Source organism: Stutzerimonas xanthomarina DSM 18231 (assembly GCF_900129835.1).
In the GTDB taxonomy this organism is placed as follows: Bacteria; Pseudomonadota; Gammaproteobacteria; order Pseudomonadales; family Pseudomonadaceae; genus Stutzerimonas; species Stutzerimonas xanthomarina.
This window is the reverse complement of the sequence record NZ_FQXA01000007.1, coordinates 79,903-98,785: the sequence shown is the minus strand read 5'-3', so window position 1 is coordinate 98,785 and position 18,883 is coordinate 79,903. Positions and strand designations below refer to the sequence as shown.

The 18,883-nt window shown below is 62.4% G+C and carries 19 protein-coding genes; 10 read left to right on the top strand and 9 right to left on the bottom strand.

Going from position 1 to position 18,883, the window contains the following annotated elements:
- Positions 1-7 precede the first annotated feature (7 nt).
- From spoT to BUE09_RS17355, 3 genes are all read left to right on the top strand, one after another.
- The gene (gene spoT, locus BUE09_RS17365) at positions 8-2,116 is read left to right on the top strand and encodes a bifunctional GTP diphosphokinase/guanosine-3',5'-bis pyrophosphate 3'-pyrophosphohydrolase (RefSeq protein WP_073302860.1); all 2,109 of its coding nucleotides are present in this window, start codon (positions 8-10) and stop codon (positions 2,114-2,116) included.
- Between the two features lie 102 nt (positions 2,117-2,218).
- Positions 2,219-2,599, top strand: a complete 381-nt coding sequence (locus BUE09_RS17360; RefSeq protein ID WP_073302858.1) for a RidA family protein — start codon at positions 2,219-2,221, stop codon at positions 2,597-2,599.
- Between the two features lie 39 nt (positions 2,600-2,638).
- A complete protein-coding gene (locus BUE09_RS17355; protein WP_073302856.1) occupies positions 2,639-4,741 on the top strand; it encodes a CHASE2 domain-containing protein in 2,103 nt (700 codons plus the stop codon).
- Positions 4,742-4,747: 6 nt separating this feature from the next.
- Here BUE09_RS17355 and BUE09_RS17350 read toward each other — a convergent pair whose 3' ends face one another.
- A complete protein-coding gene (locus tag BUE09_RS17350; protein WP_073302854.1) occupies positions 4,748-5,341 on the bottom strand; it encodes an OmpA family protein in 594 nt (197 codons plus the stop codon).
- 5 nt (positions 5,342-5,346) lie between these two features.
- Entirely contained in the window at positions 5,347-5,820 is a 474-nt protein-coding gene (locus BUE09_RS17345; RefSeq protein ID WP_073303155.1) for a FecR family protein, read from the bottom strand.
- A gap of 114 nt (positions 5,821-5,934) precedes the next feature.
- Between BUE09_RS17345 and BUE09_RS17340 the strand changes: the two genes are divergently transcribed.
- The 3 genes from BUE09_RS17340 to BUE09_RS20695 are packed head-to-tail and all read left to right on the top strand — an operon-like array spanning position 5,935 to position 7,533.
- Positions 5,935-6,573 (top strand): hypothetical protein, encoded by a 639-nt coding sequence (locus BUE09_RS17340; protein WP_073302852.1) that lies wholly within the window; start codon positions 5,935-5,937, stop codon positions 6,571-6,573.
- Positions 6,480-7,208, top strand: a complete 729-nt coding sequence (locus BUE09_RS20700) for an HD family phosphohydrolase (protein ID WP_073302849.1) — start codon at positions 6,480-6,482, stop codon at positions 7,206-7,208. Before BUE09_RS17340 ends, BUE09_RS20700 begins: the two co-directional genes overlap by 94 nt.
- Complete coding sequence (locus BUE09_RS20695; RefSeq protein ID WP_341864716.1) at positions 7,123-7,533, top strand: HD-GYP domain-containing protein; 411 nt, start codon at positions 7,123-7,125, stop codon at positions 7,531-7,533. Before BUE09_RS20700 ends, BUE09_RS20695 begins: the two co-directional genes overlap by 86 nt.
- Before the next feature lie 17 nt (positions 7,534-7,550).
- Here the strand turns inward: BUE09_RS20695 and BUE09_RS17325 are convergent, their stop codons facing one another.
- A complete protein-coding gene (locus BUE09_RS17325) occupies positions 7,551-7,748 on the bottom strand; it encodes a hypothetical protein (RefSeq protein ID WP_073302846.1) in 198 nt (65 codons plus the stop codon).
- 586 nt (positions 7,749-8,334) lie between these two features.
- On the opposite strand from BUE09_RS17325, the gene BUE09_RS17320 reads away from it, so the two are divergent.
- Positions 8,335-10,302, top strand: a complete 1,968-nt coding sequence (locus tag BUE09_RS17320; RefSeq protein ID WP_073302845.1) for an AAA family ATPase — start codon at positions 8,335-8,337, stop codon at positions 10,300-10,302.
- Between the two features lie 108 nt (positions 10,303-10,410).
- Here BUE09_RS17320 and BUE09_RS17315 read toward each other — a convergent pair whose 3' ends face one another.
- Positions 10,411-11,487: a GlxA family transcriptional regulator gene (locus BUE09_RS17315; RefSeq protein ID WP_073302843.1), complete on the bottom strand. Its 1,077-nt coding sequence runs from the start codon at positions 11,485-11,487 to the stop codon at positions 10,411-10,413.
- A gap of 112 nt (positions 11,488-11,599) precedes the next feature.
- Here BUE09_RS17315 and BUE09_RS20515 point away from each other — a divergent pair, with 112 nt between their 5' ends.
- A complete protein-coding gene (locus BUE09_RS20515) occupies positions 11,600-12,544 on the top strand; it encodes a tetratricopeptide repeat protein (RefSeq protein WP_073302841.1) in 945 nt (314 codons plus the stop codon).
- 24 nt (positions 12,545-12,568) lie between these two features.
- On the top strand, positions 12,569-12,883 hold the full coding sequence (locus tag BUE09_RS17305) for a hypothetical protein (protein WP_073302839.1): 315 nt from the start codon (positions 12,569-12,571) through the stop codon (positions 12,881-12,883).
- 41 nt (positions 12,884-12,924) lie between these two features.
- Here the strand turns inward: BUE09_RS17305 and BUE09_RS17300 are convergent, their stop codons facing one another.
- The 5 genes from BUE09_RS17300 to BUE09_RS17280 form a co-directional block, all read right to left on the bottom strand.
- Entirely contained in the window at positions 12,925-13,542 is a 618-nt protein-coding gene (locus BUE09_RS17300; protein WP_073302837.1) for a TPM domain-containing protein, read from the bottom strand.
- 137 nt (positions 13,543-13,679) lie between these two features.
- Positions 13,680-14,438, bottom strand: a complete 759-nt coding sequence (locus BUE09_RS17295; RefSeq protein ID WP_073302835.1) for a TPM domain-containing protein — start codon at positions 14,436-14,438, stop codon at positions 13,680-13,682.
- A complete protein-coding gene (locus BUE09_RS17290) occupies positions 14,435-15,058 on the bottom strand; it encodes a LemA family protein (protein WP_172830711.1) in 624 nt (207 codons plus the stop codon). The genes BUE09_RS17295 and BUE09_RS17290 overlap by 4 nt, the downstream gene beginning before the upstream one ends.
- Before the next feature lie 66 nt (positions 15,059-15,124).
- A complete protein-coding gene (locus tag BUE09_RS17285) occupies positions 15,125-16,348 on the bottom strand; it encodes a CaiB/BaiF CoA transferase family protein (protein ID WP_073302833.1) in 1,224 nt (407 codons plus the stop codon).
- Between the two features lie 110 nt (positions 16,349-16,458).
- Positions 16,459-17,640 carry an acyl-CoA dehydrogenase gene (locus BUE09_RS17280; RefSeq protein ID WP_073302831.1) on the bottom strand — a complete coding sequence of 394 codons (1,182 nt, stop codon included), beginning with the start codon at positions 17,638-17,640 and terminating at the stop codon, positions 16,459-16,461.
- A gap of 183 nt (positions 17,641-17,823) precedes the next feature.
- On the opposite strand from BUE09_RS17280, the gene BUE09_RS17275 reads away from it, so the two are divergent.
- Positions 17,824-18,729 carry a LysR family transcriptional regulator gene (locus tag BUE09_RS17275; protein WP_073302829.1) on the top strand — a complete coding sequence of 302 codons (906 nt, stop codon included), beginning with the start codon at positions 17,824-17,826 and terminating at the stop codon, positions 18,727-18,729.
- Positions 18,730-18,883: the final 154 nt, after the last annotated feature.

Sequence of the window (18,883 nt, the reverse complement as noted above, 5' to 3'; positions counted from 1 at the left end):
CAATCCCTTGCCAGCCATAGACGCTCTTGCTGATCGCCTGTCGACCTACCTCGGCGCAGACCAGGTCAACCTGGTGCGCCGAGCCTATTTCTACGCCGAGCAGGCCCATGATGGTCAGCGCCGGCGCAGTGGTGAAGCTTACGTCACCCACCCCCTCGCGGTAGCCAATATCCTCGCCGACATGCACATGGACCATCAGAGCCTGATGGCTGCGATGCTGCACGATGTAATCGAGGACACCGGCATTGCCAAGGAGGCCCTGACTGCGCAGTTTGGCGAGACTGTGGCCGAATTGGTCGACGGCGTCAGCAAGCTCACCCAGATGAAGTTCGAGACCAAGGCCGAAGCCCAGGCCGAGAACTTCCAGAAGATGGCCATGGCCATGGCGCGCGACATCCGCGTCATCCTCGTCAAGCTCGCCGACCGCCTGCATAACATGCGCACCCTCGAGGTGCTGGCCGGCGAGAAACGCCGCCGCATCGCCAAGGAAACCCTGGAAATTTACGCGCCCATCGCCAACCGGCTGGGCATGCACGCCATGCGCGTGGAATTCGAGGATCTCGGTTTCAAGGCCATGCACCCGATGCGCTCGGAGCGCATCCGCGCCGCGGTGCGTCGCGCGCGGGGCAATCGCAACGAGATCGTCGACAAGATCGAGCAGTCGTTGATCCATTGTCTTGAACGCGACGGCTTGGAAGGCGAAGTTGTCGGCCGCGAGAAGCATCTGTACAGCATCTACAAGAAGATGCGCGGCAAACGTAAGGCGTTCAACGAGATCATGGACGTCTACGCCTTCCGCATCGTGGTCGACAAGGTCGACACCTGCTATCGCGTACTTGGGGCGGTGCACAGCCTGTACAAGCCTCTTCCCGGCCGCTTCAAGGATTACATCGCAATCCCCAAGGCGAACGGCTACCAGTCGCTGCATACCACGCTGTTCGGCATGCACGGCGTGCCCATCGAGATCCAGATTCGTACCCGCGAAATGGAAGAGATGGCCAACAACGGCATTGCCGCGCACTGGCTGTACAAATCGAACGACGATGAGACGCCCAAAGGTACTCACGCCCGCGCGCGTCAGTGGGTCAAGGGCGTGCTGGAACTGCAGGAGCGCGCCGGCAATTCGCTGGAATTCATCGAGAGCGTGAAGATCGACCTGTTCCCCGACGAGGTCTATGTCTTTACCCCCAAGGGCAGCATCATGGAGCTGCCAAAAGGATCCACCGCGGTGGACTTCGCCTATGCAGTGCACACCGACGTCGGCAACACCTGCATTGCCTGCCGCGTCAATCGGCGCTTGGCGCCACTCTCCCAGGCGCTGGAAAGTGGTTGCACGGTAGAGATCGTCACCGCACCGGGCGCGCGCCCCAATCCGGCCTGGCTGAATTTTGTCGTCACCGGCAAGGCGCGGACGCATATCCGCCATGCACTGAAGCTGCAGCGCCGCTCGGAATCGATCAACCTCGGCGAACGCCTGCTGAACAAGGCATTGACCGGTTTCGAAACCAGCCTGGAAAGCGTTTCCCAAGAACGAATCCGCACGGTACTCAACGAGTACCACATGGAAGTCATCGAAGACCTGCTCGAAGACATCGGCCTGGGCAATCGCATGGCCTACGTCATCGCTCGTCGTCTGCTGGCCAGCGAAGGTGAACAGGCACCGAATGCTGAAGGCCCGCTGGCCATCCGTGGCACCGAGGGCCTGGTGCTGAACTACGCCAAGTGCTGCACGCCGATTCCCGGCGACCCCATTGTTGGCCATCTGTCGGCCGGTAAAGGCATGGTCGTGCACCTCGACACCTGCCGGAACATCGCCGACGTGCGCCACAATCCGGACAAGTGCATCCAGCTGTCCTGGTCCAAGGACGTCACTGGCGAGTTCAATGTCGAACTGCGGGTCGAGCTGGAGCATCAGCGCGGCCTGATCGCCCTGCTCGCCGGTAGCGTCAACGCAGCGGACGGCAACATCGAAAAGATCGGCATGGACGAACGCGACGGCCGTATCAGCGTAGTCCAGCTGGTTGTCAGCGTTCACGACCGGGTTCACCTCGCCCGCGTCATCAAGAAGCTTCGTGCGATCAAGGGCGTCATGCGCATCACGCGGATGAAAGCATAGAAAAATCGATAAGAGTGCTGGCGGCTAAAGGCTGGACGAAGGACGCGTATTCGTTCAGCCTTCAGGCTCTAGCGTTTTCTCGTCTTCTATCCGGAGTCCTTCATGCCCCGCACCGTCATCAACACCGAAAATGCCCCCGCCGCCATCGGCACCTATTCCCAAGCGATCAAGGCGGGCAACACCGTGTACATGTCCGGTCAGATCCCGCTGGATCCGAAAACGATGCAACTGGTGGAGGGCTTCGAAGCCCAGACCGTACAGGTCTTCGAGAACCTTAAGGCCGTCGCCGAGGCCGCTGGGGGATCGCTGAAAGACATCGTCAAACTGAACATCTTCCTCACCGATCTGGGCAACTTTGCCACCGTCAACGAGATCATGAGCCGTTACTTCCAGCAGCCCTACCCCGCGCGAGCCGCTATTGGCATCGCTGCCCTGCCCAAGGGTGCTCAAGTCGAAATGGACGCCGTTCTGGTCCTCGACTAACCCGGCCAGCCCATCGGCCGGTTGCAGGGAGCGCGACGGATGACTCTACCCGGCCGTCTGGCACCACGCGTGCTGCTTGCCAGCATGGGTTTGCTGGCAGCATGCGCGCTCTATCTCGCCGAACCGATGCTGCTGCAGACACTGCGCAACAGCCTGTTCGATCAGTATCAACGCTGGCAACCACGGCCCGCACCGGCAGAAACCAAGGTGTTGGTCCTGGACATCGACGAGGACAGCCTCGCGCGTCTCGGTCAGTGGCCGTGGCCCCGGGACCAGATGGCGCAGCTGCTGGATCGGCTGCATGAGGCAGGCGCTGCCGTTGTGGTATTCGACGTGCTGTTCGCCGAACCGGACCGCAGCTCCCCGACGCAACTGCACGAACAGCTCCCATCCGAACTCGCAGCGCAACTGAAGCAGTTGCCTGACCATGACCAGCAGTTCGCCGAGGCAATGAAGCGCCAGCCCAGCGTTCTCGGCTTTGCGGCAACACGTGCGCCGACTCGTTCCACGCCTATTAGCCGCTTCGCCGTGCGACTGCCGGCCGATGCGGCCAGTCCCGCCTTTCCGACGTATGCCGGTACCGCCACAGCATTGCCCGAACTGGAATCGGCTGCGGCAGGAAGCGGTGCCATGACATTCCAACCGGACGGGGACGGCGTGGTAAGGCGCGTGCCGCTGATGATCAAGGTAGACGATCACCTGCTGCCTTCACTTTCGGCTGAAGCGATGCGCGTTTTTCTGAAGCAAAAGCTCTACCGCGTCGACGCCGATTCGCGCGGTGACGTCGCACAGGTCGACATAGGCCGCATCGCTCTTCCAACCAATAGTCGCGGAGAGCTATGGGTGCACTATCGCGCCGACATGAGCGCACAAAACTTGCCGGCATGGCAGCTGTTCAAGGAACACCCCGACGCCCGGCTGCACGGTGCAGTCGTGCTGGTCGGCAGCTCGGCGCAAGGGCTGCAGGACCTCCGCTTCAGCCCGCTTGGCGGCATGGTTCCCGGCGTACAGGTGCATGCACAGGCCATCGAGCAGGCACTGTACGGAGCGCCGCTGCAACGCCCTTACTGGGCCAGTCCGATCGAAGCACTGACGCTTCTTCTCGCCGCCCTGCTGCTCTGCGGCATCACGCTCACTACCGGAGCATTGACCGCTGCCCTGGTATCGGCGGGGCTGCTGGTCACGCTGAACCTTCTTGCCTGGTGGGCCTATTCACGCCATGGCCTGCTGTTCGATGCGCTTAGCCCTAGCCTGGGCCTAGCCATTGCCTACCTTGGCGCCAGCATTGCTCGCCATCGTGCCAGCGAACAGCAGCAGCGCTGGGTGCGCGAAGCCTTCTGCCGCTATATCTCACCGAACCTCGTCGAGCATCTGGTCCGCCACCCCGAACAGTTGCGCCTGGGCGGCGAGCGGCGCTGCTGCAGCTTCGTCTTTACTGACCTGGCGGATTCGACTCGGCTGATGGAGGGGCAACCGCCGGAGCGAGTGGTAAGCATGCTCAATGAATATCTGGAGGGCATTATCCAGATCGCCTTCCGCCATCACGGAACGCTGGAACGCATCATGGGCGACGGCATGGCCATCCTTTTCTCCGCACCGCTGACGCAGCCCGATCATCAGCAACGAGTCCTCGCTTGCGCCCTAGAGATTCGCCGCTTCACTCGAGAGCATGCCGCCGCCCAGCACGCCGCCGGAATTGCTCTTGGAAGGACTCGCATTGGCGTGCACAGCGGCGAGGTGGTCGTGGGCAATTTCGGTGGCTCGACGCTGTTCGACTACCGTGCAGTCGGGGACGCGGTCAATGTCGCCGCGCGGATCGAGGGTGTGAACCGTTATTTCGGCACCGAGCTGTGCGTGTCGCAGGCGATCCGCGATGTCAACCCTGACACACCGATGCGACCGGTCGGCAATGTATTGCTCAAGGGCAAGGAACAGCCGCTCCGCCTTTACGAGCCTTGCGATACGCAACCGGACGTTCTGTACGAGGCGGCATACAAGCGGATGTCAGCTGACGAAGAAGACGCGCTCGACGCATTCGAACGGCTGTCTGCTCAAAGACGGGACGATGCGTTGGTGCATTACCAACTCGCGCGTTTACGCAGCGGGCAACGCGGAGAACTCATCGTGATGACGGATAAATGAACGGTCTCAACGGACGCTGACCTCCACTCGGCGATTGCGCGGTTCGGACACCCCGTCGGGTGTCATGATCAGCAAATTGCGCTCGCCGTGCGACGAGACCCTGAGATCGATCACGTCGATATGGCGCTTTCGCAACATCTCGGCCACAGCTTGCGCTCGTATCAGCCCTAGCTGCTCGTTCCAGCGTGGACCACTGAGCGTGTCGGTGTGGCCGATGACCGAGACCGCTGAAGGGCCGCGCTGACGGATCGTCTCGAATAGATCCTCGATAGCCCGCTCCGACTCCTCGGTAAGCTCGGCGCTGCCGATCTTGAAATACAACTGGAAGCGTTGTGGTAGCGCCGGCTGCGCAGCCAGCGCGTCGGAGAAATCACGCGCGATACGCAGGTCGCCAACCGTGAACGGCCCCGCGCCGAAGCCCCTTGAACCGATCACGGCACCCTGATGCTTGCGATCAAGGCGCGTCTGGCCGCGTGCATCGTCGATGACCACCGCACCCGTCGTGCCATCGGGGCTTTCCAGAAGCACGACGTAATTACCTGTCGCGCAACCGGTCATCAGCAGGGCGAAAAACAACAGCGCAACCGTTTTCTGCAGCATTCGCCTCACTCGCTAACCTTCACCAGAAAGTGCGTGCCGCGTACTCCGATGGTGCCGGTCGGGGTCTTCAGCTCGACGGCCTCGGGCTTGAGCTTGGCAATCACACCGGAAATGAAATTCAGCGTGCCTCGGCTGATGCTCGCGCTCAGCTTCAACTCTTCGTGGGCTGGCTCGAACTGGTACTCGTCCAGCGTGAACTCGCTATTGGGACCAAAGGACATCACCGTGTTGTCGCTCAGGGTGACACCCATTGATCCCGCGGCGCCGGTACGCAGCGTCGCACCAATGATCACAGCCTGGCCGACCCGCGCATCGATGGTCTGCCCACGGCTGGTCATGCTCGCCTCGCCCTGGACTTTCATGATGTAACCAATGGGCTCACTGATTTCGTCCGCGACTGCCAGCCCTGACGCCGTCAAAAAGCCAAGGGCAAGCACAGTTCGGGCAATTTTGCCTAGCGGTGCGATTCTAGTGACCATGATCAATGTAATCTCCTTGGCTGGCCGATGGCCCTCGACTCGGTGTATCGCACCTGGCTTCGCTCACCGAGAGTTTCCTGGTATTTCCGTCAAGTAATCGCCGCAGGATGCAGCATGACCTCTAGCAAATACAAGCTCAGCTACGAGACCTGGGCCTCAGCGCTAGTCGCAGTCTTCGTTCTCATACCCAGCGTACCGGTGCTGATGCTGGTCGGTTTCGACTGGATCGACCTACGCAGTGTGCTGCTTGCTGAATTACTGCTGATGCTCATCGGTCTGCCGCTGCTGTTCGTTTGCCTGAGCGCCGTGCGCCACTCTCTAGGCACCCTGGCAGCGGACACGCAGCGCCTTCGCAACCTTGATTTCAGCACCGGCAAAACGTGCGGCTCGCTGATCCGCGAACTCGATGATCTGCATCGACAACATGACGCCATGCGGCAGTCTCTGCAGGCCCAGAACCTTGCCCTTGAACAGGCGCAGGAGAAACTGGCGAGCCTGGTCGAAAACGGCATGCTGCTTTCATCCGAACGCGACAAGCATCGCTTGCTAGAGCACATCCTCATGCAAGGCAAGCGCATCTGTAACGCCGATGCCGCCACGCTTTATCTGATGACCGATCACGACAGCCTGCGCTTCACCCTGCGGTCGATGGCCGACCGTTGCCCGCGTTCGAGCTGCCCCTGCATGACAACAGTGGCGCGCCCAACGAGCGGCACGTGTCGACCTACGTCGCCCTGCGCAAGGAAACCGTGATCATCGATGACGTCTACAGCGAGACGCGCTTCGATCTCTCGGGCACCCGACGCTTTGATATGGAATCGGGCTACCGTACGGTTTCGATGCTCTGCGTGCCGTTGGTTGCGCATGGCGGCGAGGTGCTCGGTGTTCTGCAATTCATGAACGCGACAGAACCCGGTAGCGGCGACCTCATCAGGTTCAGCAGGCAGAACCTCCGGTTCGTCGAAGCACTGGCCTCCCAGTCGGCCGTAGCGTTGGAAAACCACAACCTGATCGACTCGCAAACCGCACTGATCGACTCGATGATCGAGATCCTGGCAGGCGCAATCGACGCCAAGAGCGCCTACACCGGCGGGCATTGCGCCCGTGTCCCTGAGCTCGCGCTGATGCTGGCAGAACAGGCCAATGCCACGGCGGAAGGGCCGCTGGCCGACTTCCGCTTCGAAACCGAAGAACAGTGGCGGGAGTTTCGCATCGGCGCCTGGCTGCACGATTGCGGCAAACAACCTGAGTGTCAGCCGCGGCACCCTGACCGCCGAGGAGCGGTTCAAGGTCAACGAGCACATCGTGCAGACCATCGTCATGCTGGAGAATTTGCCGTTTCCCAAGAACCTGCAGCGCGTTCCGGAATATGCCGGCACTCACCATGAAACCTTGCTCGGCACCGGCTATCCGCGGCAACTGGGACCCGAACAGCTGTCGATACCCGCACGAATCATGGCCATCGCCGACATCTTCGAGGCGCTGACCGCCTGCGATCGCCCCTACAAGAAGGCCAAGCCGCTAAGCGAGTCGCTCCGCATTCTTGCGCGGCTGCGCGACCGTGGCCATATCGATGCCGATCTCTTCGCGCTGTTCCTGTCGTCCGGGTTACACCTGCGCTACGGCGACCGCCATCTCAGGCCGGAGCAGCTCGATCAGGTCGATATCGCGGAGTTTCTGCAGCCCTCTACTGCCACTGCTACTGCCAACTGATGGTCTCTCAGCTTCTATCAACTGGCGACACGACCCTCCCATAGCTCCTTGTCGTCGAGTTGGCAGGTATCGATGTAGCGCGGCATGCCGCCGATCTCCTCCAGCTCCGTCATGCCTGCGAGCTGGCTGACGATGCGGTAACGTTTGCCTGCGGTCTTGTCTTGCAATGGATAGAGCGCGGCAATCTGCTGCGCCAACTCGGTGAGGGTGGACATGGTGCGGGTAATGCTCTGGGTACGAAAAACCAGGCTATTTACTACGAATCGGCGCCCATTGCGCGCAACAGCCGACGTCTAGCAGGCCACTCATCGGAACGGTCTGTTTTTGCAGGAAAATCCAGTCTTTCCGCCGCATCGAGCGGCCTCGATGTTAGACGGCCCTCGGGTCTTTTCAACACGCTCGGTGACCAGAAATCAGCTGCTTTCAGGGTGACCCGCGAATGACCACAGTCACAGGCGACTGACACTGGGTGATACCGGCTTGCCGAGCCACGGGTCATTTCGACCAACGCTTTTCAAGGCGTCCCTTCGCTGGCCGTTTCGTTCCACGACCAAGCGGTCATTCGTCGAAAACTGGCCTGCCATTCGTCGCGCAGCCGCTCGCATGGTGGCACTTGCCGTATTCTCGCCGGCTATCGGAGTTCAGAAACCCGATTCGCAGTCCGGCATATAAATCGCATCCAACAAGCCCGAGCTGTGCTGCGCCACCCAATTGGCGCCGCGGGACTTTCCCGTGAACAACTGTGGTCCGCCCTCTGGCGGTTGTTTGTCGAAACATCGGGCCCTCCCGATTGGATGTGAAATGAAAACACCACGTCTGCTACAAGGTCGCCGCGGCCCTGTGCTCTCCGTTTTCCTGTTGCTGCTGATCGCCGCGTGCGTGGCCTTCTGGCAGTTGCGGCCAGCTGCTCCCTCGACCCCTGCGACTGGCGCTGCGGCCAGCATGCTCGAGGCGCTGCAGCAGTCCACCGATCCCTGGGAAGCCAATCGCCGCGATCTTTCGGTGTTGATGGCCGATCTGCGTGGCGCCAGCATCAGCAGTGCCGCGCTGGGCAAGGATGCGGTATTTATCAGCCTGCACGATGGGCTGCGTTATTGGGTACCGGATCAGTCCGGACGCGTCGCTCAGTTGCTGCTCGACCAATACGCCAGCAGCAAAGGCGAGCTGTTCCCGCTGTCCATGTTCGACACCGACGGCGAAGCGCCCTGGTACAAGCCGGTCGTGCCCTATGCACCCTTTATCCTGTTGCTGATCGGCACCCTCACATACCTCGCGATCAAGAGCCAGGCCTTCCCGGTCCAACGCAAAGGCAGCGGCATCAACTTTGCCGATGTGATTGGTGCCAGCGAAGCCAAGCAGGCCCTTACCGACGTCACCGACTATCTGCGCGACCCCTCTGCCTATGCCGCGCTGGGCGCTCGCCCGCCGAAGGGCGTGCTGCTCACCGGCGAGCCCGGCACCGGCAAGACCCAGCTGGCCAAGGCGCTGGCTACCGAGTCCAACGCCAGCTTCATTCAGGTGACCGGCAGCGACTTCTCGTCGATGTACTTCGGCGTCGGCATTCAGAAGGTCAAGGCGCTGTTTCGTACCGCGCGCAAACAGGCGCCGTGCATCATCTTCATCGACGAGATCGATGGCATCGGCAAGCGCGCCGAGCAGCAGCGCTCCAGCGATGCCGAGAGCAACCGCATCATCAACCAGTTCCTCGCCGAGATGGATGGCTTCGACGGCGCCAGCGGCGTGTTGGTACTGGGCGCTACCAACTTCCCCAATTCGCTGGACCCGGCGCTGGTCCGTGAGGGGCGTTTCGACCGCTCAATCGCCGTCGGCCTGCCGGGGCTGAACGACCGTGAGGCGCTGTTCCGCCTGTACGCGGACAAGATCCGCGCCGCACAGGACCTGGATTTCGCCCAATTGGCGCGCAACACCGTGGGTCTGACACCGGCCGCTATCGCCTACATCACCAACCATGCCGCCCTGCTCGCTGCACGTGGCGGCGCAACGACGGTCACCATGGCGCATTTCGTCGACGCGGTGGAAACCTGCCGCATCGGTGAGCAGCCGTCGGGGGTGACGCCCATGTCGGCCACCGACCGCAAACGCATCGCGGTGCACGAAGCCGGCCATGCGCTGGTCGCCGCGGCGCTGAAAACAGGTCGGGTAGAGAAAGTCACCATACTGCCGCGTGGCCAGGCGCTGGGCGTGACCCTGGTAACGCCGGTTGAAGACAAGCGTCTGCACATGGAATCCGAGCTGCGCAACCGCATCCAGATGCTGCTGGCTGGCCGCGGCGCCGAGCAGCTGTACTTCCACGAAGTCTCCTCCGGTGCCGGTCAGGACTTGCAGGAAGCCTCGAAGATTGCGCTGTCGATGGTTGGCGCACTGGGAATGGGGCCTAACGGTTCGCTGCTAAGCCTGCAGGCGGTGCGCGACGCGCACATCGAATTCGATTCCGGCGAATCCATCCGGGCCGCCGACACCCTGCTCAAGCAGCTCGATCGGGAATGCATGGCCCTGCTGCAGCGGCTCAAGCCAGCACTGGACGAGATCGCTGACAAGCTGCTAGCCGAGGAAACCGTGCCGGGTGAAGAAGTGCTCGCAGCCATCGAGCGCCTGCCCGAGCATCATCACGAAGCCAGCGTCAGCTCGATCATTGGCCATGCCATGAGCAGCATCGACCGGGTGGCCGCCAGCGCCATGGAGAGCACTGAGTTTCTCGATCTGGCGCCGGTGGAGCAACCCGAGGACGACGGTCCGGGCATGCTCTGAGCCCGGCGCCCGCCCTCGGGCTGCAGCGATTATTGAAACCAGCGCCACCGTCCTGGGTGCGCGTCGTCAAGGGCGACAGTCGGCACCTGCCGTCGTCCGTCAACCCGCTCAATGCGCACCGACGGCGGCGGCTGGCGTCGCCACGCTGGCCAAGCGCCGCGCCAATACACCGAAGCGTCGGCGATACTGCGCCGGCGTCAGGCCCACCTTGCGCCGGAACAGCCGGCCGAAGAATCCAGCGTCTTGATAGCCCACTTCCCAGGCGATGGCTTCCACCGGAAGGTCACCGCTTTCCAGCAATTGTTTGGCTTCCTCCAGCCGCAGGGTGTGCACGTAATCCAGAGGCGACAACCCGGTGGCCTGGGCAAAGCGGCGCTGAAAAGTCCGTTCCTGCAAGCCGCTGATCCGGACCATCGCCGCCACGGGCGCTTCGCCGTCGTAATGCTGCGCCGCCCATTCCTGACAACGCGCAATGACCGGATCGGCAAGCTGGCCGGTGCGCATCATCGCGGCGTAGGCAAGCGGGCTGGTCGCATCCCAGTCGAACAGGTTCATCCTGGCGACCTCCATGGCCTCTCTGGCGCCAATGAAGCGGGCGATAAGGAACAGCCCTAACGCGTGCCAGCTGCTGCCGCTGCCTGACATGACCAGCCGCTGGCCGACCCCGGCGGTCACCAATGCCTTGTCCGGCTGCCAGTGGACCTCGGGGTATTCGCGGCGCAGGCAATCGCAATACCCCCAGTGCGAGGTGCCTTCGCAGCCTTTCAGCAAGCCGGTACGGGCCAGCAATATCGCCCCTGAACAGGCCGACGCCAGCGTCGCGCCTGCCTCGTAACGCTCACGCATCCATTGCGCTTCCTGGTCGTAGCGGTCATCCAGCGGTTCGAACGGACTGATCGCCAGGTTGCTGACGATCACCACATCGACCGACGGCGCGTTGCCAAGGCTGGCGTGAGGCTGAATCGGGACATCGTTGTATGCCCGCAGCGGTTGCCCGTCGCGGCTGATGATCAGCGGGAGAAAGGGTGATTCGACGTCGGTCTGGTTGATCAGCTGCTGCCAATCGCGGCGGGTGCCTAACAATAAATCGTAGAGGCCGAACAAGGTCGAGGCCGTGCTGTCCGGCGTCGCCAGGAGGGCGACGGTCAAGGGTGACAGGCTTTCAACATGATCCGAGCGTGTCATGGCGGAAATGGCCGTTTTGTTTCCAGGATGACTTTAGTCCGACTCGCCTGCCGCCTCGACTATAGGCTCCGTTGGCACCTGCCAATGAACTGGACTCATGGAGCATAGAACAATGAAAGACGCACATGGCTACCAACTGACCGGCTGCAATGGCCACGCGCAGGTCCTGCTCGACCAGGCCCTCGCGCAGTTTCGCTGCCTGCGCACCGATTCGCTGGCGAGCACCGAAGCCGCTCTCGAGGCTTCCCCTGAACTGGTGATGGGCCACATCCTGCATGCCTGGCTCTATCTGCTGGGCACCGAAGCGGCTGCGATACCGGTTGCGCAAGCGTCGCTGGAGCAGGCCCAGGCACTGCCGCAGAACGACCGTGAGGCGCGCCATATACAGGCCCTGCAACTGCTGATCGCTGGGCGCTGGCACGCATCGGGACGCACGCTTGAAGACCTCAGCCTCGATTACCCTCATGACCTGCTGTCATTGCAGGCAGGCCATCAGCTGGACTTCTTCACTGGCGATGCCCGCATGCTGCGTGACCGTATCGCCCGCGCCTTGCCGGACTGGTCAGCGGCCGTTCCCGGCTATCACGCCGTGCTCGGCATGTACGCGTTCGGGCTGGAGGAAACAGGCGACTATCGTCACGGCGAGCGGATTGGCCGCGAAGCGGTGTCGCTGCAGCCCGACGATGCCTGGGCGCAGCATGCCGTCGCCCACGTGCTGGAAATGCAGGGCCGCCGCGAGGAAGGCATCGCCTGGATGCGTGGCAATCCGGCCTGGCAACAGGACAGCATGCTCGCCGTGCACAACTGGTGGCACCTGGCGCTGGCGCTGCACTACCTGGAGCAGGACGACTTCGACACAGTGCTGGCGCTCTTCGATGGGCCGATCGACGGCCATCAAGGCACCCTTGCACTGGAGCTGATCGGTGCCAGCTCGATGCTGTGGCGCCTGCAGCTACGCGGGGTCGATGTGGGTAACCGTGTTGTGCTTCACGCAGCTGGCCGAGCAGTTCTTCGCGGCCGCCGCAGGCAAACGCCATCGCCGCATGGAAATCGTTGAAGGCATAGCGGCCATCCTCGGCCATTGCTGCCCAGCGTTCAGCCACGCCCGCCCAAGCGTGCCGGCCAGCGCGACGATGACAATGCGCGCTTCACCCAGCTGATCGGCAGGCCAACGGTGGAAGCGGCGGTGGCATTCGTCGAGGGCCGCTATGGCCGTTGCGTCGATCTGTTGCGGCCAGTTCGCAGCCAGGCCCACATGTTCGGCGGTAGCCACGCGCAACGTGACCTGATCGACCAGACACTGATTGCCGCGGCTCGTCGCAGCGATCAGAACAACCTGGTTCGCGGCCTGCAACGTGAACGCGAGTTGCTTGCTCGACAGCGCAGCGTGGCCTGAAGCGAGAGGGATGCCGGCGCCGCTGACATCCCTTTTTAAAGCTAAGGCAGCACCACCAGATGATTCGGCAGCTCATTGCGTTCGTGCGTGGCGGGAACCTGTTGTTTCAGCAGCGAGCCGCAGGCCTCGATACAGCCAAGGAACCCTTCAAGCACCTGCCCGTCGCGCACCTTGCCGGTAAAGTCCGCGACAATCGACTCCCACGCGCCGTTATCGATGCGACTCGAGATGCCCCGGTCGACCAGGATTTCGACGTAACGCTCGGCTTCGGAGACAAAAATCAGCATCCCCGTTCCGCCTTCGGTGTGGTGCAGATTGAGTTCGATGAATTGCCGCCTCGCCAGGTTGCAGGCGCGCCAATGGCGAACCGAACGTGGGATAAGCCGGCTGGTCAGGCTAGGAATACGGAAAATCACCGCCAGCACGATAAACGTGAGCCATTGCACCAGCAGCAGCTGCCAGGCGGACAACCAACCGCTGAAAAACAGCAACGCCCCCGGCAGTAACAGCGAGACAAGACTCGCCCAGAGCAACGGGATATAGCGGTAGTCATCCGCCTGGCCTGCCAGCACCGTTACCAGTTCGGCATCCGTGTCACGCTCGATACGGTCGATTGCCTCGGCTACCTGCCGCAGCTCGCTTTCGGTCAAAAGAGTCATTGCGTATCCATCATTGAGAGGCTCTTGTCTTATTGGTTGGGTCACGCATCGGCCCACGCGGCTGAGTGAATGCTGCCGCGTCGTTCAGTGTGCAGCGCGCTGGGTGGATACGGGGGGTGAGGCCGGTTTCACCGACGTCACCACCCACCGGAGGCGCCACCGCCACCAAAGCCGCCGCCACCGCCGCCGAAGCCACCGCCGCCGCCAAAGCCGCCTCCGCCACCGCGCCCCATGCCGCCGAGCAGCGCACCGAGGAGCAGCGCGCGTCCCGCTCCGCGACCGCCGCCACGACCGCCCCGTCCGCCACCGATCACAAAGATCGCCACCAGCATCAGGAAGAAGCCCAGAATGCCAAGCCCGCCGGGCTCCTGCGCCCCCATGGGCATGGCCGGACGCATCGCAGCCGTCTGCAGCGGATCACCTCCCAGCACCTGAACCATCGCGGCCGCGCCCTCGGTAATCCCGCGGGTAAAGTCGCCTTCGCGGAAAGCCGGGGTGATGATGCGGTTGATGATGACGGACGACTGCGCATCAGTGAGCCGCCCTTCCAGACCGTAGCCAACTTCAATACGAACCCGGCGGTCGTCACGGGCGACAATCAGCAGCGCGCCGGTGTCTTCATCCTTCTGCCCGATGCCCCACTCACGGCCCAAAGCGACACCGTACTCTTCAATACTCCGCCCCTGGAGGTCCGGCACGGTGACGACGACCACTTGCTCGCCGCTGGCCTGCTCATGGGCAGCGAGCATGCTGCTCAGCCGCGCCTCGGCCTGGGTATCGAGCAGTTCGGCCTGATCAACAACCCTGCCACTCAGTGCCGGCAGCTCGACTTCCAGAGCGACTACACCGCTCGCCCAGAACAGCAGCGCCAGAATCAGCGAAAGCGGACGCGTCATTGAAACTGCACTTGCGGCGCCTGCTCGGCGTTCTCCGCCGTCGCCTCGAAGTTCTCGCGGATCGGCATGTCGCTGTACATCAAGCTGTGCCAGATACGACCGGGGAAGGTTCGGATTTCGGTGTTGTAACGCTCAACCGCGGCGATAAAGTCCCGGCGCGCCACAGCAATGCGGTTTTCCGTGCCTTCGAGCTGCGATTGCAGGGCGAGAAAGTTCTGGTTGGACTTCAGGTCCGGGTAGCGCTCGGACACCGCCATCAACCGGCTCAAGGCGCCGGTCAGCTGGTTTTGCGCCTGCTGGAATTGCTGCAGCTTCTGCGGGTCATCGAGATCGTCCGCGCTGAGCTGAATCGAGGTGGCCCGCGAGCGAGCCTCGATGACCGCGGTCAGGGTTTCCTGCTCCTGACGGGCAAAGCCTTTAACGGTCTCGACCAGATTGGGAATGAGATCGGCGCGGCGCTGGTACTGGTTTTCCACCTGCGACCAAGCCGATTTCACCTGCTCATCGTATTGAGGAATGTTGTTGATGCCGCAACCGGCCAACAGCCAGGACATGAACAAGACAACTGAAAGCTGCCAGGTGATACGTAAGCGCTGCGTCTGCATGATGTGCTCGTCCATCCAAAAATCCAGGGTACAGGAATAAGGATAGCCAAGCGGCCCGAGAGTTCAGGCCACCGCCGAGCGTCAAATCACCCCAGACTGCCGCAAGGAAAGAATCTTCTCGAAACTCAAACCGACCAATTGCTGCAGCACCGCTTCGCTGTGTTCACCCAGCAGCGGCGGCGCCTTGCGGTATTCAACGGGCGTCTCGGAAAGCCGGATGGGGCTGGCAACCTGAGGCACGCTGCCGGCAAGCGGATGCGCCATCTCCAGCTGAAGACCTCGCGACTTGACCTGCGGATCAGCGAAGACCTGCGCCAGATCGTTGATCGGGCCACAAGGCACACCGGCCTGCTCCAGCAGCGCCACCCACTCAGCCGTGGTGCGGAACACCGTGACCTGACGGATCATCGGCACCAGCTCCTTGCGATGAGCAACCCGTGCCTTGTTGCTGGCGAAGCGCGGATCATCAGCCCACTCGGGATGGCCAGCGACCTCGGCAAACTTGCGGAACTGGCCATCGTTGCCAATCGTAAGAATGATGTCGCCGTCTGCTGTGGGGAAATCCTGATACGGCACGATATTCGGATGCGCATTGCCCATGCGCTTGGGCGCGACGCCCGTGGTCAGGTAGTTCATTGCCTGGTTCGCCAGACAGGCGACCTGCACGTCGAGCAGCGCCAGTTCGACATGCTGACCAATTCCGCTCTGCTCGCGATGGTTGAGCGCGGCGAGCACGCCAACGGTGGCGTACAGGCCGGTGAGGATGTCGGTCAGCGCCACACCGACCTTGACCGGACCGGCGCCTTCTTCGCCCTCGGCGCGCCCGGTCAGGCTCATCAGCCCGCCAAGGCCCTGAATCATGAAATCGTAACCGGCACGATTCGCGTACGGCCCATCACTGCCGAAGCCGGTGATCGAGCAATAGATCAGCTTTGGATTGATCGCCTTGAGGCTTTCGTAATCCAGCCCATAGGCGGCCAGCCCGCCAACCTTGAAATTCTCCAGTAACACGTCGCACTGCGCCACCAGTTCGCGGATGATCCGCTGGCCTTCTGGCTGGGTGAAATCCAGCGTGAGCGATTGCTTGTTACGGTTGGCTGAGAGGTAATACGCCGCTTCCGAAGTGTTCTCGCCCTCCTGGTCTTTCAGGTAGGGCGGGCCCCAATGACGGGTGTCATCGCCGGTGCGCGGGCGCTCGACTTTGATCACCTCGGCACCCAGGTCACCGAGGATCTGCCCGGCCCAGGGGCCAGCCAGCACGCGCGACAGATCAAGGACGCGGATATGGGAAAGGGCGCCGGACATGGGTGAAGCCTCGAATTTCAAGTGAACGTAGGGTGTGTAGGGTGGATCGGGGCGCGTAGCTTGGCGCTGCAAGGTGGATGGGTGAAGCGTCATCCACCCTACGGGCAGGCTTAGAAGAACGCCTGGATGCCGGTTTGCGCGCGGCCCAGGATCAGCGCATGCACGTCGTGGGTGCCTTCGTAGGTGTTGACCACTTCGAGGTTGACCAGATGCCGCGCCACGCCGAACTCGTCGCTGATGCCGTTGCCGCCGAGCATGTCGCGCGCCAGACGGGCTACATCCAGTGCCTTGCCGCAGCTGTTGCGCTTCATGATCGAGGTGATCTCCACCGCCGCGGTGCCTTCATCTTTCATTCGGCCCAGACGCAGGCAGCCTTGCAGGGCCAACGTGATCTCGGTCTGCATGTCGGCCAGCTTCTTCTGGATCAACTGATTGGCAGCCAGCGGACGGCCGAACTGCTGACGGTCCAGCGTGTACTGGCGCGCGGTGTGCCAGCAGAACTCGGCGGCGCCGAGGGCACCCCAGCTGATGCCGTACCGGGCGGAATCCAGGCAGGTAAACGGACCGCGCAGGCCGCGCACGTCCGGGAAGGCGTTCTCTTCCGGGCAGAACACGTTGTCCATGACGATTTCACCGGTGATCGACGCACGCAGGCCGACCTTGCCGTGAATCGCCGGGGCGCTCAGGCCTTCCCAGCCCTTCTCCAGCACGAAGCCGCGAATGGCACCTTCATCATCCTTGGCCCAGACCACGAAGACGTCAGCGATCGGACTGTTGGTGATCCACATCTTGGCGCCGGACAGGCGATAGCCGCCGTCGACCTTCTTCGCCCGGGTGACCATCGAGCCCGGATCGGAGCCGTGGTTCGGCTCGGTCAGGCCGAAGCAGCCGATGAACTCGCCGCTGGCCAGTTTGGGCAGGTACTTCTGCTTGGTCTCTTCATTGCCGAACTCGTTGATCGGCACCATCACCAGCGACGACTGCACGCTCATCATCGAGCGGTAGCCAGAGTCGATGCGCTCCACTTCACGCGCGATCAGGCCGTAGCAGACGTAGTTCAGGCCGCTGCCGCCATAGGCTTCGGGAATGGTCGCGCCAAGCAGACCGGTGTCGCCCATTTCACGGAAAATCGCCGCATCGGTGCGCTCGTGGCGGAAGGCTTCCAGAACGCGAGGCGCCAGCTTGTCATCGGCGAACTGCTGAGCGCTGTCACGCACCATGCGCTCTTCATCGGTGAGCTGCTGATCGAGCAGCAGAGGGTCGATCCAGTTGAAGCTTGCTTTGCCGGCCATGGGTGGTCCTCTTGTCGTAGACGATGAACCGGGCGCAGGGCCCGATGCAGCATTGGATGGATTGATACTAGAAGCTGCCGGCGCACCCAGCAAACGAGTAATTCGCAACGACCTGTGCGATTTACTCACTCCAGGCTAAGCTGAACACCCCGAATACCCGCTTATTAGTGAGGCAGTCGCATAATGCGCCGCAAGATCCCCAGTACCGCCGCGCTTGTCGCCTTCGAAGCGGCCGCACGCCACCAGAGCTTTACCCGAGCTGCCGAAGAATTGTCGCTGACCCAGAGCGCGATCTGCCGACAGATCGGCGGGCTCGAAGAATTCCTCGGGCTGGAGCTGTTCCGCCGTTCCCGCCGCGGCGTGATACTGACCGAGGCCGGCCAATCCTATGCGCGACGAGTCGCCACCCAGCTCGATGCGGTGGAGCGCGACACGCTGTCAGTGATGGGCCAACAGGGTGCGCAGACCATCGAACTGGCGCTGGTGCCGACCTTTGGCACCCAATGGCTGCTGCCACGGCTGCGGCAGTTTCAGGCGTTGCACCCGGAAATCACCGTCAACCTGACGAACCGCACCCGCCCCTTCCTGTTCGCGGACACCGAGTTCGACGCGGCGATCTACTTCGGCGATGGCGACTGGTCCGGTACGGTCGCCCACCCGCTGATGCCGGAACAGTCGGTACCGGTATGCAGCCCGGCGCTGCTGAACGGTGCGAATGGGCTGGCGCCACTGATCATCGCTGAAATGCCGTTGTTGCAGCAGACCACACGCCCCTACGCCTGGCGGCAGTGGTTCGATTCTCTGGGAATGAAAGTCGCACGCGACATGACCGGGCCGCGCCTGGAATTGTTCTCGATGCTGGCTCAGGCCGCTGAACATCAAATGGGCGTCGCGCTTATTCCGCCCTTCCTGATCCAACGTGAGCTCGCCGAGGGACGCCTGATGATTGCGCATCCGCACGCCTATCGCCGCGAAGGGCAGGCCTACCACTTGATGATTCCCGAGCGCCGCGTGGAATCAGCGGCGATGAACGCCTTTCGAGACTGGCTGCTCGAAGAAGCCCGCGCCTGGATGGCGCAGCAGGCATAGGCCCGCCGCACTGAAACAGGGACGCCCGCCCGAAACAGTCAACCCAACCGCGCGCTTTGTGAACGGCGCGCTTGAAACACCGATTGCCGTCCTTCCTACTGTGCGCCACGCCGCTGCAGATAGGATGTATGCCCAGCCGCGCGAGCCATCACCA

Coding starts and splice junctions, on each gene's coding strand:
- BUE09_RS17360 (WP_073302858.1), top strand. CDS start 2,219: ATGCCCCGCACCGTCATCAACACCGAAAATGCCCCCGCCGCCATCGGC.
- BUE09_RS17355 (WP_073302856.1), top strand. CDS start 2,639: ATGACTCTACCCGGCCGTCTGGCACCACGCGTGCTGCTTGCCAGCATG.
- BUE09_RS17350 (WP_073302854.1), bottom strand. CDS start 5,341: ATGCTGCAGAAAACGGTTGCGCTGTTGTTTTTCGCCCTGCTGATGACC.
- BUE09_RS17345 (WP_073303155.1), bottom strand. CDS start 5,820: ATGGTCACTAGAATCGCACCGCTAGGCAAAATTGCCCGAACTGTGCTT.
- BUE09_RS17340 (WP_073302852.1), top strand. CDS start 5,935: ATGACCTCTAGCAAATACAAGCTCAGCTACGAGACCTGGGCCTCAGCG.
- BUE09_RS17325 (WP_073302846.1), bottom strand. CDS start 7,748: ATGTCCACCCTCACCGAGTTGGCGCAGCAGATTGCCGCGCTCTATCCA.
- BUE09_RS17320 (WP_073302845.1), top strand. CDS start 8,335: ATGAAAACACCACGTCTGCTACAAGGTCGCCGCGGCCCTGTGCTCTCC.
- BUE09_RS17315 (WP_073302843.1), bottom strand. CDS start 11,487: ATGACACGCTCGGATCATGTTGAAAGCCTGTCACCCTTGACCGTCGCC.
- BUE09_RS20515 (WP_073302841.1), top strand. CDS start 11,600: ATGAAAGACGCACATGGCTACCAACTGACCGGCTGCAATGGCCACGCG.
- BUE09_RS17300 (WP_073302837.1), bottom strand. CDS start 13,542: ATGACTCTTTTGACCGAAAGCGAGCTGCGGCAGGTAGCCGAGGCAATC.
- BUE09_RS17295 (WP_073302835.1), bottom strand. CDS start 14,438: ATGACGCGTCCGCTTTCGCTGATTCTGGCGCTGCTGTTCTGGGCGAGC.
- BUE09_RS17290 (WP_172830711.1), bottom strand. CDS start 15,058: ATGGACGAGCACATCATGCAGACGCAGCGCTTACGTATCACCTGGCAG.
- BUE09_RS17285 (WP_073302833.1), bottom strand. CDS start 16,348: ATGTCCGGCGCCCTTTCCCATATCCGCGTCCTTGATCTGTCGCGCGTG.
- BUE09_RS17280 (WP_073302831.1), bottom strand. CDS start 17,640: ATGGCCGGCAAAGCAAGCTTCAACTGGATCGACCCTCTGCTGCTCGAT.
- BUE09_RS17275 (WP_073302829.1), top strand. CDS start 17,824: ATGCGCCGCAAGATCCCCAGTACCGCCGCGCTTGTCGCCTTCGAAGCG.